Consider the following 13,298-nt stretch of genomic DNA (forward strand, 5'->3'; position numbering starts at 1 on the left):
CCCAACTGGGTCGCAGTTAAGCGCGTTTAGACCCATCAAAACGTGCTTAAGTGCGTCCCAGTTGGGAGGGCTAGAGGGATTCGAGGATGCTGACGTAGTTGGCGATCCCCACGCCACCCATGTTTTGGACCGCGCCGCGCCGGGCATTGGGCAACTGCATGTCCCCGGCGGTGCCGCTGAGCTGCATCGCCGCGATGACGTGCTGCGAAACTCCGGTGGCACCCACCGGGTGGCCCTTCGCTTTCAGGCCGCCCGACACGTTGACGGGCAGCTTTCCGTCCTTGTACACCCAGCCTTCCTTGACGGCCCGGGAACCCTCGCCGCGTGGGGCCAGGCCCATGGCCTCATACATGATGAGTTCGGCGATGGTGAAGCAGTCGTGCACCTCGGCAAAGTCCAGGTCCTCCACTCCCACGCCCGCCATGGTGAACGCCCGCTCCCACGAAGCCCGGGTGGCAGCGAATTCGGTGGGGTCGCGCTTCTCCGCGGGGAAGAAATCATTGGCGTGGCCAAAACCGGCAAGGCGCACGGCTGCGGTAGCGCCGTTGGTTGCCGTGGTGGACAGTACGACGGCGGCAGCACCGTCCGAGACCGGCGAGCAGTCAGTGCGGCGTAAGGGATCGGCCACCATGGGGTTCTTCTCGGAGATGGTCCGGCAGAACTCTTCGCCAAAGTCGCGGTGCATTTGGGCGTACGGGTTGTCCATGCCGTTGCGGTGGTTCTTGGCCGAGATGGAGCCAAGGACATCCCCGAGGCCCGCTTCAAACCCCGGGCCGGCGATGTCCGCGCCGTAGCGCTTCCCGTAGTGCTTGGCGACCTCGGCGAAAAGACCCGTGAACCCGGTGGTGGAAGGCTTTCCGGCCATCTCATAAGAGGCACCCAAGAGAGCCGCCCCCACGACGTCGGCTCCGGCATCGGTCATTTTTTCCGCACCGATCACCAGCACATTCCGGGCAGTGCCCGCGAGGACAGACTTCACGCCCTGCTGGAACGCCGCGGAACCGGAAGCACACGCGTTCTCCGTGCGGGTTGCCGGGACGTTGGCCATGTCCGCGGAGAGCTGCAGTGCCAGGGACGACGTGAAGCCCAGGGGCTGCATGCCGGAGTTGAACTGGCCAAGGTAGATCTCGTCGATGTCCTTGGGGTCCAGGCCAGAGTTCCGGATCGCTTCACCGGCTACCTGGACGATCAGGGTCTCCAAGGTCTCGTCAGTGAGCTTGCCGAACCTGCTGTGGCCCCAGCCCGTGAGCAGGATGTCCTTGCCGAATTGGTCCTTGAGGCTCATGCGTTGGCTCCTTCCAGAGTGTGTGCTTCTGCGTCCAGCGCGACCGTGAACTGCGCCTCCGTCTTGTCGCGCAGCTCGTCCACCGTCACGCCCGGGGCGAGGCGGGTCAGCAGGAGGTGCGTGGCGCCGTCGTGCGTTTCATCAGGCGCGATGTCAAAAACGGCGAGGTCCGTGATGATGCGGTCCACGCACTTAAGGCCCGTGAGGGGCAGAGTGCATTCGGTGACGATCTTGGGCGATCCGTCCTTGGCGTTGTGCTCAGTCAGGACCACCACCCGGGGCGTCCCGGCTACCAGGTCCATGGCACCGCCCATGCCCTTGACCATCTTGCCCGGAATGGTCCAATTGGCCAGGTCCCCGCTGCCGGAGACCTGCATGGCGCCCAGGATGGCGACCTTCACATGGCCGCCGCGGATCATGCCGAACGACGTGGCGGAGTCGAAAATACTGCCGCCGGTGTTGATGGTGACGGTCTGTTTGCCCGCGTTGATGAGGTCGGCGTCTTCCTCGCCTTCATAGGGGAACGGGCCCATGCCGAGCAGGCCGTTCTCGCTCTGCAGGACCACCCGCACGCCGTCGGGCAGGTTGTTGGCCACCAGCGTGGGGATGCCGATGCCGAGGTTGACGTAGTCGCCGTCATTGAGTTCTTCGGCCGCGATGGCGGCCATCTGGTCACGTGTCCATGCCATGGTGTGTGCTCCTTTTAGTCTGCTTGGACGGCCGCGTTAGACGGCTGCGGGTTCGAGGCGCTGGCGGACCGTGCGCTGTTCGATGTCCTTGACCCGGTTGCTTGCCTGGACGAGCCTTTGGACATACACGCCCGGGGTCACGATGTGGTTCGGGTCCAGTTGGCCGGGCTCCACGATGACCTCCGCCTCGGCGATGGTCACTGTGCCCGCTGTGGCAACCACCGGGTTGAAGTTCCTCGCCGTGTAGCGGTAGATCAGGTTGCCGTCGGTGTCCGCGGTGTGCGCGTGAACCAAGGCGATATCTGCCGTGATGGCGCGCTCGCGGACGTACGTCACGCCGTCGAACTCTTCATGGGGCTTGCCTTCGGCAACCAGGGTTCCCACTCCGGTGCGGGTGTAGAAGGCGGGGATGCCTGCGCCGCCGGCCCGGAGGCGTTCAGCGAGCGTGCCCTGGGGCGTGAATTCGACCTCCAGCTCGCCGGCCAGGTACTGCTCGGCGAACAGCTTGTTCTCACCGACGTACGAGGCGATGACTTTCCGGACCTGGCCCGCCTCGATCAGCACCCCGAGGCCCTTGCCGTCGATGCCCATGTTGTTCGAGACGATGGTGAGGTCCTTGACGCCCGACTCGCGGACGGCGTCGATCAGGTCGGCGGGTATGCCGCTGAGGCCAAAACCGCCGACGGCGATCGTCTGGCCGTCTGCCAAAAGGTCATGGAGCGCTTGGGTTGCGGAGGGATGCAGCTTGGACATTGGGCGACTCCTCGTTGAGTATCCACTTTGTGGACCGGCGTTTCGTTGATCTTGAGCCTAAGAGCGGCGATCCTTCTGAGCAACGGCAGCCAAGCTTCGCGACTCACGCTGTGGACGATAGGATGCTAGGTGTCCATATTGTGGATGAAAATTCAGGAGCAGCTGTGACGGCCACTAAATCCGCATCCTCCAACCCGGTCCAAGGCGCCCAAGTGGTGGGACGCGTTGCCCTGCTGCTGAGGCTTGTCGGCCGAAAACCCGGCGGCATGTCCTTGGCGGGATTGGTCCGGGAATCGGGGCTGACCCGGCCCACGGTGTACCGCCTTTTGACATCGCTGGCAGTCGAGGGCCTGGTGGAACACGAGGAAGCCACCGGTAAATGGGTCCTTGGACCGGAGATTTTCCTGTTGGGTACCGTGGCAGCGGCCCGCTTTCCCATGGAAGACATCGCCCGGCCGTCCCTGCGCAGGCTCGCGGCTGAAACGGGGGAGAGCGCCTTCTTTTCCATCCGGCGTGGCAATGAAACCGTGTGCGTGCTGCGGGAAGAGGGCTCATTTCCCATCAGGTCGTTCGTCCTGCATGAAGGCGTGCGCTTCCCGTTGGGCGTCGCGTCCGCGGGGACGGCGATCATGGCTTTCCTGCCGGAGACGGAGCAGGAGTCGTTGCTCGCCGACTGGGAAGGGCATGCCGGTGAATTCGCCGTGGGACATCCCGCCGACGTGGTGCGGGGAAACCTGGAGCAGACCAGGCTGGCCGGCTACTCGGTGAACCCGGGGCTGGTTCTGGAAGGAAGCTGGGGCATGGGTTCGGCAGTTTTCGACCGGCAGGGCCACCCGGCCTGGGCCCTGTCCTTGACCGGGATCGAGCCGCGGTTCCGGGCGGAGCGCCGGGAGTTCCTCGGCAAACTCCTCCTCGAGGAAGCCCACCGGATGACCGCGCGTCTGCAAGGGTCCCAACCCCAACTAGGTCGCAGTTAAGCGCGTTTTGAGGGCTCAAAACGCGCACAAATGCGACCTAGTTGGGGGAGTTGGGGGGGTGGGGCGTTAGGGGAGGTCCAGGCGCATCAGGACCCTGGGGAAGCCGTTGAGGACGGACGTCGTTTCGGCCACCTTTTTGAACCCGGCTTTCTCGAACAGCCTCCGGGTTCCTACGTACGCCATGGTCAGGTCCACGTTGCCGCCCTTGTTGTCCACGGGGTATCCCTCGATGGCTGGGGCCCCGTACTTCCTGGCCATCTCCACGGCCCCCGCCAGCAGATGGTGCGAGATGCCCTTCCCGCGGTGGCCCGGCCGCACCCGGATGCACCACACGGACCAAACCGGGGATTCGTCCACGTGCGGGATCTTCCGGTTCGTCGCGAAACTGGTGTCCGCACGCGGGTGGACGGCTGCCCACCCAACCACGTCGTCGCCGTCGTACGCCAAAACACCCGGAGGCGGGTCTTCGGCGACCAGCTTCTCCACATATTCGCCGCGGGCTTCCTTCTGGAGGCTCTGGTTCAGCTTGGACGGGATGCGATAGCTCAGGCACCAGCACACGTTGGAGCCGGGGTTTTTGGGTCCCACCATGGTCTTGACGTCTTCGAACACCGTGGCAGGGCGGACTTCGATAGCCATCCGCCCATCCTGCCACCGTTCGAAAGGCTGCTGCTACCCAAAGGTAAACGAGTACGCCTGGATCCCTTGCGGAACCCGTACTTCGAGCTGGCCCGTGCGGATGTCCGGATCGTCCGCGATCTTGTACAGCGTCGGCGTCCCGGAAACCGCCACGGGAGTGGCCTTACCGTCGCGAACCACATCCAGCGAACCCTCACCGCTCACCACGATGTACACCTGTTTGGCGTGGTAATTCAGGGTGATGGAGGACCCGGCACCCGTGGGGGTAATGGACTGCGTGCCAATGTCCCACCCGCCGGCCAGGGCGAAACTGTCAGCGGGCTGCGAAGCAGGGACGGTGTACGTGCCCACCCCGGCCTTATACGGTTCACTCCCCGCATAGTTGACCTTCTTGGTCACGCCCAGGTACGTCTCGGGAGTCGTGGCACCCGCTACCGGGCCGTCGTCGGACGCTTCCACTGGCTCCGGCAGCTCAACGGACGGATCGGCCTGCTTCAGCAGCTCCCGGATCAGCCGTTCCGTGGTCTGGTAGCCGCCCTCGCCGAACTTGATGTGCCGCACCGTGCCCTCGGAATCAATCAGGTAGTGGGCCGGCCAGTAACGGTTGCGGTAGTTGGTCCAGGTGGAGAGGTTGTTGTCGATGGCCACGGGGTAGGTGATGCCCAGGCCCTGTGCGCCGGACACGACGTTCCGGACTTCCTTCTCAAATGCGTATTCCGGGGAGTGCACGCCGATAACTTCCAGCCCGGCGTCTTTGTAGGCTCCGTACCAGTCGGTGAGGTGCGGAATGGAGCGTTGGCAGTTAATGCAGGAATATGCCCAGAAATCCACCAGGACCACCTTGCCCTTGAGGTCCTTCAGGTTCACCGGCTGGTTGCCGGGGGTGTTGAACCATTCCTGGATCCCCTTGAGGTCCGGCGCAGTGCCGCAGGACTCCAGCTCGGCCGCACCGTTGCTGCATTTGTCCAGATCCCTGTTCTGGTCGTTCACGAGCCCGCCGAGGTCCAGCGCCTTCTTCACCGATTCGTTGTCCTGCACTTGTTCCTGGAGTGTGGAGGTGTAGTCGGGGACCAGCTTCTGGAGCAGCTGGGGGAGATTGAAGACCAAGCCAATGGCCAAGGCGATCATCATGATGCCGCCGGTGATACGGATCTTCCGCTGATTGCGCCGGAAGGCCTTGACCCGTTCGGCAACCCGCCGTCCAGCGAGGGCAAACACCAGCAGCGGAATGGCCGCGCCCACGGCGAAGGTCAGCGTCAGCACGATCGTCTCCGGACCCACCTGGCCGGTTGCCCCGGCCACCGCGATGGCGGCCAGCACTGGTCCTGCACAGGGAACATACACGACGCCGAGCGCCAGACCCAGCACCAGCCCGCCGTTTTCCGTCCCCACCTGCTTCTGCGGAATCCATGAGAATGGCTTCTCCAGGATGTGCTGGAAACGGTCGAAGATCAGGCCAAGCCCGATCAGCACCAGCACGGTCAGCCCGATCCACCGCAGCAGGTCCTGCGGCAGGTTCAGCAGCGTCAGCAGGAAAGATCCTGCCAGCGTGAAGGTGCTGAAACTGATGACCAGGCCAAGGATCACCAGATAGGGACGCCACCCGGCTGCGCGCCGTTGGGCACGGTCGGAGGGGGTCCCGACGGCGGTCGCTTCCTTTTGCGTGGCAACGGAACCACGTTCGACGGCGGCAGCTCCGGCGCTGCTGCCGGGTGACCCGGCTGCTGCGGTGCTGTGGGCGCGGACTCCGCTGCCGCCGTCGGGGTTGTCCTTGGCGGCCGGGGCCTTGCTGCCGGTACGTTGGCGGGCGCCTTGGGCGCCGCCCGATAGAAATATCACCGGGAGGACCGGCAGGATGCACGGCGAGATTCCCGTGATGAGCCCGCCGAGCAGGCCGATGAGTGCCAATTGCAGCATTGAGTCTCCCAACGTAGCCGGGCCGGCCGTGTGGTGGTCCGGCTCCGGGATCTGCAGGAAGTTCGGAGCGGCAGGGCGGACGGCTTGGTCCGGCTTGCAGCGGGATGGCAGGAGTGGGGCCAGTCCGCCTGGAGCCGTGCCTTAAGCCAGCGTTTCAGGAAAACAAGGGTGCTTCCAAAATTTTTTCCATCCGCACCCATCCACCCCGGCAGGCCCTCCGAATAGCAGGTGAGCACAACACCGGCAGCACCATCGCCGGGCCGCCCGTGCCACCCCCAGAGGACCAAACGCCCATGGTTCCAAGAACAAGGAGAATGACATGTTGTCCACAAAGCGCCGCCCCGCCCTCGCCTTCGTCGGCCTCACTGCAGCCGCCCTCCTCGGACTCACGGCTTGTGGTGGTTCAAGCACCTCCAGCACTCCTGCATCTTCCTCCGCAGCACCGGAGACGTCGTCAGCGGCACCGTCGCCGTCCGCCTCTTCCATGAGCAGCGCCGCCATGGACCCCGCCCGCGACCTGGTGGGTCCCGGTTGCGCCGGCTACGCAGCCCAGGTCCCGGACGGCCCCGGTTCCGTGGTTGGCATGGCCCAGGACCCCGTAGCCGTGGCCGCGTCCAACAACCCGCTGCTCAAGACCCTCACCGCGGCAGTGTCCGGGCAGCTCAACCCCAAGGTGGACCTGGTCTCGACGTTGAACGGCAGCGAATTCACGGTGTTCGCCCCGGTGGATGACGCCTTCGCCAAGATCGATCCCGCTACGATCGAAACGCTCAAGACGGACGATGCCCTGCTGAGCAAGATCCTGACCTACCACGTTGTCCCGGGCCAGCTGACCCCGGACCAGGTCGTGGGTACCCACAAGACGGTCCAGGGTGGCGAAGTTACGGTGGGTGGCACCAAGGATGCCCTCACTGTCGATGGCGCCAACGTGATCTGCGGTGGCGTCCACACCGCCAACGCCACGGTGTACCTGGTCGACTCGGTGCTGATGCCCAAGTAAGCAGGACCTGAAGGCAAAGAAAAAGCAGGCGCCGGGTTTCCGGCGCCTGCTTTCTTGTGTCCGGGCTCAGCGGCCGAGGTCGCTGTCCACGTAGGACCCTGTGTGGCGGTGTTCTGCTCCACAGGGGCAACCGCCGTTAAGCTCGACTCGGACGGTCACGGGGCTGGAAGCATCCACGCTGAAGGAGACGTGCTCCTTGGAATCGCTGGATACCCTGACTGTGCTTTCTTCTGCACGCGTTGAGATCATGGGATGACACCTTACTGCTGGTTGCTGGGAGGGGAAGGCTGGACTTACAGGTCTTTCGCCTTCGGGGGGTTGTCTTCAACGGTGGGAATGCTGCCGGTGGCGGTTCCACCGGGACAGTCAGAGTCCGGGCAATCCTCGGCACACTCGTGCTTGGTCACAAGATCGAACTTGACTCCCCGGTGCTGTTCCACCCCGGTTCGGATGGCCCGTTCCACGACGGATGTTGCCAGACGGCGCCGCAGGGACAGGGGGTCGCGCCTTAGGTCCTTCGCGAGGGCGAAGCAGAGCAGCAACATGACCAGGATGAAGGGCAGTGCTGCCACGATCGTGACCCTTTGGAGCCCCGACAACGCTTCGGACGGTTCATCACCGCCGGCCAGCATCATGACGGCTGCCACGGCACCGGTCAGGCTGCCCCAGAAGATCACGACTCCACGGCGGGGGTGCTCAGCGCCGTTGGAGCTGAGTGAACCCATCACGATGGAGGCCGCGTCGGCGCCGGTGACGAAGAAGATCGCCACCAGGACCATGGCCAGCACGATCACGCCTGCCGTGAGCCACTCCGGCATGCCAAGGTTCTTGACCAGATCGAAAAGTGCGCCGTCGAAGTTGATGGAGGGAGCGCCGTCGACCATGGTCACGAGCCCCGGCGTGCCGGCTTTGTCGGCTTCCTGCTGGACGTGGAAGGCGGCTCCGCCGAAGATGCCGAACCAGATGACACTGACGATGCTTGGCACCAGCAGGACACCGGTGACGAACTGGCGGATGGTGCGGCCGCGGCTGATCCGGGCGATGAACATGCCAACGAAGGGCGTCCAGGAAATCCACCAGGCCCAGTAGAAGATGGTCCAGCTGGTCATCCAGCTGCGCAGGGCGTCGTCCCCGACAGCCTCGGTCCGGGATGACATCTCGGCAAGGTCGCGGGCGTAGTCGCCTACTGCCGAGGGGATGAGGTTGAGGATGAACAGCGTGGGTCCAGCGACGAACACAATGAGGGCCAGGACGACGGCCAGGACCATGTTGATGTTGGACAGCCACTGGATGCCCCGGCTGATGCCGGAGACGGCGGAAGCCACGAAGCAGAAGGTGAGGATGGCCACGATCACCACCAGGATGGGCGTGCCGATTTCCCCGAACCAGCCGTTGGACGTCATGCCGCTGCCGATCTGCAGGGCGCCGAGGCCGAGTGACGCGGCGGTGCCGAAGAGCGTGGCGAAGATGGCCAGGATGTTGATGAACTTCCCGAGCGGACCTTCCACCATCCGGATGCCGAACAGCGAGGTGAAAGCCGCGGATACCAACTGCTTCCGGCCCAGGCGGTAGGTGCCATAGGCCATGGCAATGCCTACCACCGCGTACATGGCCCAAGGATGGAGGGTCCAGTGGAAGATCGAGGTAGCCATGGCGGTTTGGATGGCGTCAGGCGTGCGGCCATCCACGGTGCCGGGCGGGGGTGAGATGTAGTGGTAGAGCGGTTCTGCCACGCCGTAGAACATGAGGCCGATGCCCATGCCTGCTGCGAACATCATCGCGATCCACGAAATGGTGCGGAATTCCGGTTTTTCACCGTCTTTGCCCAGCGGGATATTGCCGAACTTGCCCAGGGCAAGCCACAGCACGAAGATCACGAACAAAGAGGCAAGGACCATGAACAGCCAGCCGGTGTACTCCATGACCCAGTTGAGGGCACCTTTGGAGGTTTCAGAGAGGCTGTCCCTTCCGACAAATCCCCAGACCACAAAGGCGACGGCGATGGCGCCCGTGATTCCGAAGGTGACTTTGTCGAGCGTAAGTTTGCGGTTCCGGCGGGCCGATACGGCCTGCTCGGTCTTGGCGACGCGGAGTTCTTCCAGGATCTGCTCATATTCTTCAGCGTCCGGGAGAACTTCGGCCCCTCCGTCCTCAGCGTCGAGGACTGCGGGGTTTGTTTCCTCAGGGGAGACGGTGATGACGTCTTCATCCGTTCCCTTGCGGGTGTGTTTGTTGGCTGTTGGAGTTTCCGCCGGCAGGTTGTCGGCAGGTAACTCCTCGGGCGTTAAGGGTTTTGTGTCACTGTTTATGGCCATGAGCGGGTCCTTTGCTCGGCGAGTCATGGGCTTGCGTTTAAACATGGCCGTGGAATGGTGGGCCGGAGGGAAGGTTGGGGGCTTCATCCGGACCGGTGACCATGCGGTTGCCGGTGGCGGTCTGCAGTTTGTCGGCGCCGACCGGCAGGTATACCGGGCGGGTGTCCGATCCTCGGCTATGGAGGCCGGACCTGGCGGCGTCATGCATTCCGTCAGTGGCGGTGGTCCCGCCATCTTCACGTGTGAAAGCGGCGGTCGGAGCAATTGTTTGGGGGCTTGCTGCCTTCCCGTCAGCGGTTGCGCTGGGCGGGGAGGCGTCGTGCATGATGCACCTCTTCCGGTGTATGGGACGGTCTGCCGGCCCGGTGGCCGTCCGGCCTGACGGGCGTTCCGCAAGAATCAACAACATTCGCGGTAAGCAACAGAGTGCGCCCCGTCACACTCAAAGTCAAGCCTTTTTGGCTCTTTGACGGCAACTTGATATATCAATTGGCTTCAAGTCGGCCCGTTGCGTATGGTGTCAACAGTTGCGCAATGTGCGACGGCGGAGTCCGGCTAGGTGCCGACAGCGGAGTCCGGAAGGCACGCCAGCGGACGAAGACGCTGAATTACCGGTGCCGGTAACCCATCTTGGCGCTGATTGACAACCCGGCCTCGCGAAGTCCATCTATGAGTCCGGGCTGGTCCTCGGGGTTGAAACGGAAAGCCGGCCCGGAAATGCTGACCGCGGCGATCACGCTGCCCAAGTGGTTGTAGATCGGCACAGCGACTGCCGTGAGTCCGATCTCGAACTCCTCATGGACCACCGCATAGCCGTTCCGTGCCACATCATGGAGCTGCCTTTCGAGCTCCCCACGGTTGGTGACGGTGCGGGGGGTGCGGGCCGGGAGTCCCACCGCCTTGAAGACCTGGCTTCTCTCGTCCGCCGTCAATGCCGCCAGGAGCACCTTGCCGCTGGATGTCGCGTGCAGTGGCGTCAGGCTGCCCACCCAGTCGTAGGTGGCCAGCGTGGAGGGTCCCATGGCCTGATCAACGTTGACGGCGTAGTTCGACCGCAGCACCGCCAGGTTTACGGTTTCCTTGTATTCGGCAGCGAGGGTCTCCAGCACTTCGCGGGCCTCGTGGACCACACTGAGGCGGCCGGGGATGGAGGAGGCCAGGCGGAGGATGCCAAAGCCCAGCTGGTACTTTCCCCGTTCGCTGTTCTGCCGGACCAGTTCACGGGCAACCAGTGAGCCAACCAGCCTGGACACCGTGGATTTGTGCACGCCCATTTCCTCGGCAATTTCGCTGACTCCGGCATCGCCCTCGCGGGCCAGGATTTCCAGGATCTGGAGGGCACGGTCCACTGACTGGACGCCTCCGCCTTGGGCGTCTGCGTCCTTGTCGATGTCCGGGTTGCTGCGTGCCATGGTTCACATCCTAAACGGACAGGACGGACGCAGGCGGGGGCAAGGGACTCTAGGGGCCCATGCGCGCCTCCTCAAGGAGTGCCCGACGCGGGAGACCGACCCTCTCCCGCCCGGAGTAGACATTGAGGCTTTTGCCGCGGCTGAAGCCCACCAGCGTCACGCCCGTCTCTGCGGCCAGGTCGGCCGCCAGGCTGGATGGGGCGCTGACGGCTGAGAGGACGGGAATGCCGGCCAGTGCTGCCTTCTGGACCAGTTCGAAGGATGCCCTGCCTGACACCTGCAGCACCAGGCCGGACAACGGCAGCAGATCCTGCCGCAGTGCCCAGCCCACCACTTTGTCCACTGCATTGTGACGCCCTACGTCCTCGCGCAGGCAAAGCAGTTCCGGCTCCGGGCCATCCAGCCTGAACAGTCCTGCGGCATGGACCCCGCCGGTCCGGTCGAACACGGCCTGGGCCTCGCGTAGCCGATCCGGCAGTCGGGCGAGAAGGTCCACCGGGACGTGCAGGGGGTCGCTGGATGGATCGAAGCTGATGGTTTTCCGGACGGCCTCTATGGAGTCTGTTCCACAGATGCCGCACGAGCTTGAGGTGTAGACGTGCCTCATGGTGTCGGGAAGGGGAACGTCCGGCCGCAGCTGGGCTTCCACCACGTTGAACGTTTGAACGCCGTCCCTCTCGCCCGCGCAGAACCGCAGGGAAACCAGTTCGGCCTGGTGGCGGATGATGCCCTCGGACACCAGGAACCCGGCCACCAGATCGAAGTCGTCACCCGGCGTCCTCATGGTGACGGCGAACGACGTACCGTTGAGGCGGATCTCCAGGGGCTCCTCCGCGGCAAGAACGTCTTCCTTGAACCGCACCGGGTGCCCGCTTGCCGCGTCATCCAACAGGAAGCGGTGGATCTTGCGGCGCTGGGTCAAGCGTGCCATGGGGCCGTCTTTCCGTAGTGGTCCAGGGGCGATGTCCACGGCAGCGGCATGACCGGGACGGGTTGGCCGGCTTCCACCCCTTCGGGGGGAACAGCCATGTAGCCGTCTGCCCAGGCGAGTCCGCGCATCATTCCGGGCCCGGTGTGGGCGGCGGGAACGGCGAGTCCGTGGACGAACGTGCACGGGACCAGCCGCGTTCTGCCGCGGTCCGGTTCGAAATCCGCGCCCGACGTCATCCGGCCTGCGGCGGACAGCGGGCGGTTTCCAAGGGCGGCCAGCAACGGCTCGCCCAGGGTGGCCAAGGCCAGCATGGCTGCCAGCGGATTCCCTGGCAGCCCAATGATGAAGCGACCGTCCGGAAGCTCGGCCAGCACCGCGGGGTGGCCCGGCCGCATGGCAATTCCGTCCAGCAGCAGGCGCCCTCCCAGGGCGTCCACGGCAGTCCGGAAGTGGTCTGTTCCGGATACCCCGGTACCGCCGGTGGTGATGGTCACGTCCGCCTGGTGGCCGTCGTGGCGGCCGGCAAGGGCGTCCAGCCATTCGTCGTACGAGTCGCCGATCCTGTGTCGGCCGGTCGGCTCGCCGCCCAGTTGCGAGATAACCGTGGCCAGCTGTGGACCGAAAGTATCGCGGACCTGTCCCGGAGCCGGCTCACCGGACGTTACTACTTCGGACCCGGTAAGCACGACGGCGACGCGTGGCTTGCGCTGTACCCGCACGTGGTCGTGGCCTGCTACAGCCGCAAGGGCGATGTGGGCCGGGTTGAGTATGGTCCCGGCCGGAACCAGGACGTCGCCTGCCGAGGCTTCTTCCCCCGCGGGACGGATGTGGCGGCCCGGTTGTGCTTCTCCGGGCTTGGCGTCCGGTGTGAGTGTGACCTGCCGGGTGCCGGCCGCGTCTGCGGTGACCTCGCCACTTTCCTTCCGCAGGATGCCGTCGGCTCCCTCGGGGACGAGCCCTCCGGTGGCGATGATGCTGGCCTCTCCGGGGGCCAGGACCGACCCTGACGGCACGAGGATCCAAGGTCCGGGGCCACTGATGGCCCAGCCGTCCATGGCGGAGGAGGCGTAGTGGGGAATATCCTGGCGCGCCACAACGTCCGCGGTCAGTGCAGATCCGATTCCGTCCGCAAGCGGTACCACCACGGAACCGAGCGGCTTGGCGCAGTGGTAGGCCACGTGCCGCGCTTCAAGCCACGTGGGCGAGTGCTTATTTTCGCAGGACATGTGGAATGCGGGGATGTCGGAGACTTCCTGGGCTAGCATGATGCCCACTTCCTGGTCTGGTTGTGCTGTCTGGGCTGTTTGAGGATCTGAGCTGGTTGACGGCGGATGCCGTGCATTAAATGCGGAAGCCGGGGGCGGCAGGCCTTCCCGTTTT

Annotated in this window: 13 protein-coding genes; 2 read left to right on the forward strand and 11 right to left on the reverse strand. The window is 64.6% G+C overall.

Going from position 1 to position 13,298, the window contains the following annotated elements:
- Positions 1–70: 70 nt before the first annotated feature.
- The 3 genes from ACSVIE_RS05865 to ACSVIE_RS05875 are packed head-to-tail and all read right to left on the reverse strand — an operon-like array spanning position 71 to position 2,727.
- Entirely contained in the window at positions 71–1,285 is a 1,215-nt protein-coding gene (locus tag ACSVIE_RS05865) for an acetyl-CoA acetyltransferase (RefSeq protein ID WP_442423295.1), read from the reverse strand.
- Positions 1,282–1,974 (reverse strand): CoA transferase subunit B, encoded by a 693-nt coding sequence (locus ACSVIE_RS05870; RefSeq protein ID WP_442423296.1) that lies wholly within the window; start codon positions 1,972–1,974, stop codon positions 1,282–1,284. Before ACSVIE_RS05870 ends, ACSVIE_RS05865 begins: the two co-directional genes overlap by 4 nt.
- Before the next feature lie 36 nt (positions 1,975–2,010).
- Complete coding sequence (locus ACSVIE_RS05875) at positions 2,011–2,727, reverse strand: CoA transferase subunit A (RefSeq protein WP_442423297.1); 717 nt, start codon at positions 2,725–2,727, stop codon at positions 2,011–2,013.
- 212 nt (positions 2,728–2,939) lie between these two features.
- Here ACSVIE_RS05875 and ACSVIE_RS05880 point away from each other — a divergent pair, with 212 nt between their 5' ends.
- On the forward strand, positions 2,940–3,704 hold the full coding sequence (locus tag ACSVIE_RS05880) for an IclR family transcriptional regulator (RefSeq protein WP_442423408.1): 765 nt from the start codon (positions 2,940–2,942) through the stop codon (positions 3,702–3,704).
- A gap of 66 nt (positions 3,705–3,770) precedes the next feature.
- Here the strand turns inward: ACSVIE_RS05880 and ACSVIE_RS05885 are convergent, their stop codons facing one another.
- A complete protein-coding gene (locus tag ACSVIE_RS05885; RefSeq protein ID WP_442423298.1) occupies positions 3,771–4,343 on the reverse strand; it encodes a GNAT family N-acetyltransferase in 573 nt (190 codons plus the stop codon).
- Positions 4,344–4,376: 33 nt separating this feature from the next.
- Positions 4,377–6,260 carry a cytochrome c biogenesis protein DipZ gene (locus tag ACSVIE_RS05890; protein ID WP_442423299.1) on the reverse strand — a complete coding sequence of 628 codons (1,884 nt, stop codon included), beginning with the start codon at positions 6,258–6,260 and terminating at the stop codon, positions 4,377–4,379.
- Positions 6,261–6,579: 319 nt separating this feature from the next.
- On the opposite strand from ACSVIE_RS05890, the gene ACSVIE_RS05895 reads away from it, so the two are divergent.
- On the forward strand, positions 6,580–7,260 hold the full coding sequence (locus tag ACSVIE_RS05895) for a fasciclin domain-containing protein (protein WP_426005616.1): 681 nt from the start codon (positions 6,580–6,582) through the stop codon (positions 7,258–7,260).
- Between the two features lie 66 nt (positions 7,261–7,326).
- Here the strand turns inward: ACSVIE_RS05895 and ACSVIE_RS05900 are convergent, their stop codons facing one another.
- The 6 genes from ACSVIE_RS05900 to ACSVIE_RS05925 all read right to left on the reverse strand — a co-directional run bounded on the left by ACSVIE_RS05900 (position 7,327) and on the right by ACSVIE_RS05925 (position 13,183).
- Positions 7,327–7,509, reverse strand: a complete 183-nt coding sequence (locus tag ACSVIE_RS05900; protein WP_442423300.1) for a hypothetical protein — start codon at positions 7,507–7,509, stop codon at positions 7,327–7,329.
- A gap of 44 nt (positions 7,510–7,553) precedes the next feature.
- Positions 7,554–9,575: a BCCT family transporter gene (locus ACSVIE_RS05905; protein WP_426005618.1), complete on the reverse strand. Its 2,022-nt coding sequence runs from the start codon at positions 9,573–9,575 to the stop codon at positions 7,554–7,556.
- Between the two features lie 37 nt (positions 9,576–9,612).
- Positions 9,613–9,900 (reverse strand): hypothetical protein, encoded by a 288-nt coding sequence (locus ACSVIE_RS05910; protein WP_442423301.1) that lies wholly within the window; start codon positions 9,898–9,900, stop codon positions 9,613–9,615.
- Positions 9,901–10,183: 283 nt separating this feature from the next.
- Complete coding sequence (locus ACSVIE_RS05915) at positions 10,184–10,987, reverse strand: IclR family transcriptional regulator (protein WP_426005620.1); 804 nt, start codon at positions 10,985–10,987, stop codon at positions 10,184–10,186.
- A 49-nt stretch (positions 10,988–11,036) separates the two neighbouring features.
- Positions 11,037–11,918 (reverse strand): formate dehydrogenase accessory sulfurtransferase FdhD, encoded by an 882-nt coding sequence (gene fdhD, locus ACSVIE_RS05920; protein WP_442423302.1) that lies wholly within the window; start codon positions 11,916–11,918, stop codon positions 11,037–11,039.
- Positions 11,906–13,183 (reverse strand): molybdopterin molybdotransferase MoeA, encoded by a 1,278-nt coding sequence (locus ACSVIE_RS05925; protein ID WP_442423303.1) that lies wholly within the window; start codon positions 13,181–13,183, stop codon positions 11,906–11,908. Before ACSVIE_RS05925 ends, fdhD begins: the two co-directional genes overlap by 13 nt.
- Positions 13,184–13,298: the final 115 nt, after the last annotated feature.

The organism is Paenarthrobacter sp. NCHU4564, from assembly GCF_052156435.1.
GTDB lineage: Bacteria > Actinomycetota > Actinomycetes > Actinomycetales > Micrococcaceae > Arthrobacter.

Excerpts from the sequence above, each read along its gene's own strand:
- ACSVIE_RS05905 (WP_426005618.1), bottom strand. The coding sequence starts at position 9,575 with ATGGCCATAAACAGTGACACAAAACCCTTAACGCCCGAGGAGTTACCT.
- ACSVIE_RS05875 (WP_442423297.1), bottom strand. The coding sequence starts at position 2,727 with ATGTCCAAGCTGCATCCCTCCGCAACCCAAGCGCTCCATGACCTTTTG.
- ACSVIE_RS05865 (WP_442423295.1), bottom strand. The coding sequence starts at position 1,285 with ATGAGCCTCAAGGACCAATTCGGCAAGGACATCCTGCTCACGGGCTGG.
- ACSVIE_RS05885 (WP_442423298.1), bottom strand. The coding sequence starts at position 4,343 with ATGGCTATCGAAGTCCGCCCTGCCACGGTGTTCGAAGACGTCAAGACC.
- ACSVIE_RS05910 (WP_442423301.1), bottom strand. The coding sequence starts at position 9,900 with ATGCACGACGCCTCCCCGCCCAGCGCAACCGCTGACGGGAAGGCAGCA.
- fdhD (WP_442423302.1), bottom strand. The coding sequence starts at position 11,918 with ATGGCACGCTTGACCCAGCGCCGCAAGATCCACCGCTTCCTGTTGGAT.
- ACSVIE_RS05925 (WP_442423303.1), bottom strand. The coding sequence starts at position 13,183 with ATGCTAGCCCAGGAAGTCTCCGACATCCCCGCATTCCACATGTCCTGC.
- ACSVIE_RS05895 (WP_426005616.1), top strand. The coding sequence starts at position 6,580 with ATGTTGTCCACAAAGCGCCGCCCCGCCCTCGCCTTCGTCGGCCTCACT.
- ACSVIE_RS05890 (WP_442423299.1), bottom strand. The coding sequence starts at position 6,260 with ATGCTGCAATTGGCACTCATCGGCCTGCTCGGCGGGCTCATCACGGGA.
- ACSVIE_RS05900 (WP_442423300.1), bottom strand. The coding sequence starts at position 7,509 with ATGATCTCAACGCGTGCAGAAGAAAGCACAGTCAGGGTATCCAGCGAT.
- ACSVIE_RS05870 (WP_442423296.1), bottom strand. The coding sequence starts at position 1,974 with ATGGCATGGACACGTGACCAGATGGCCGCCATCGCGGCCGAAGAACTC.
- ACSVIE_RS05915 (WP_426005620.1), bottom strand. The coding sequence starts at position 10,987 with ATGGCACGCAGCAACCCGGACATCGACAAGGACGCAGACGCCCAAGGC.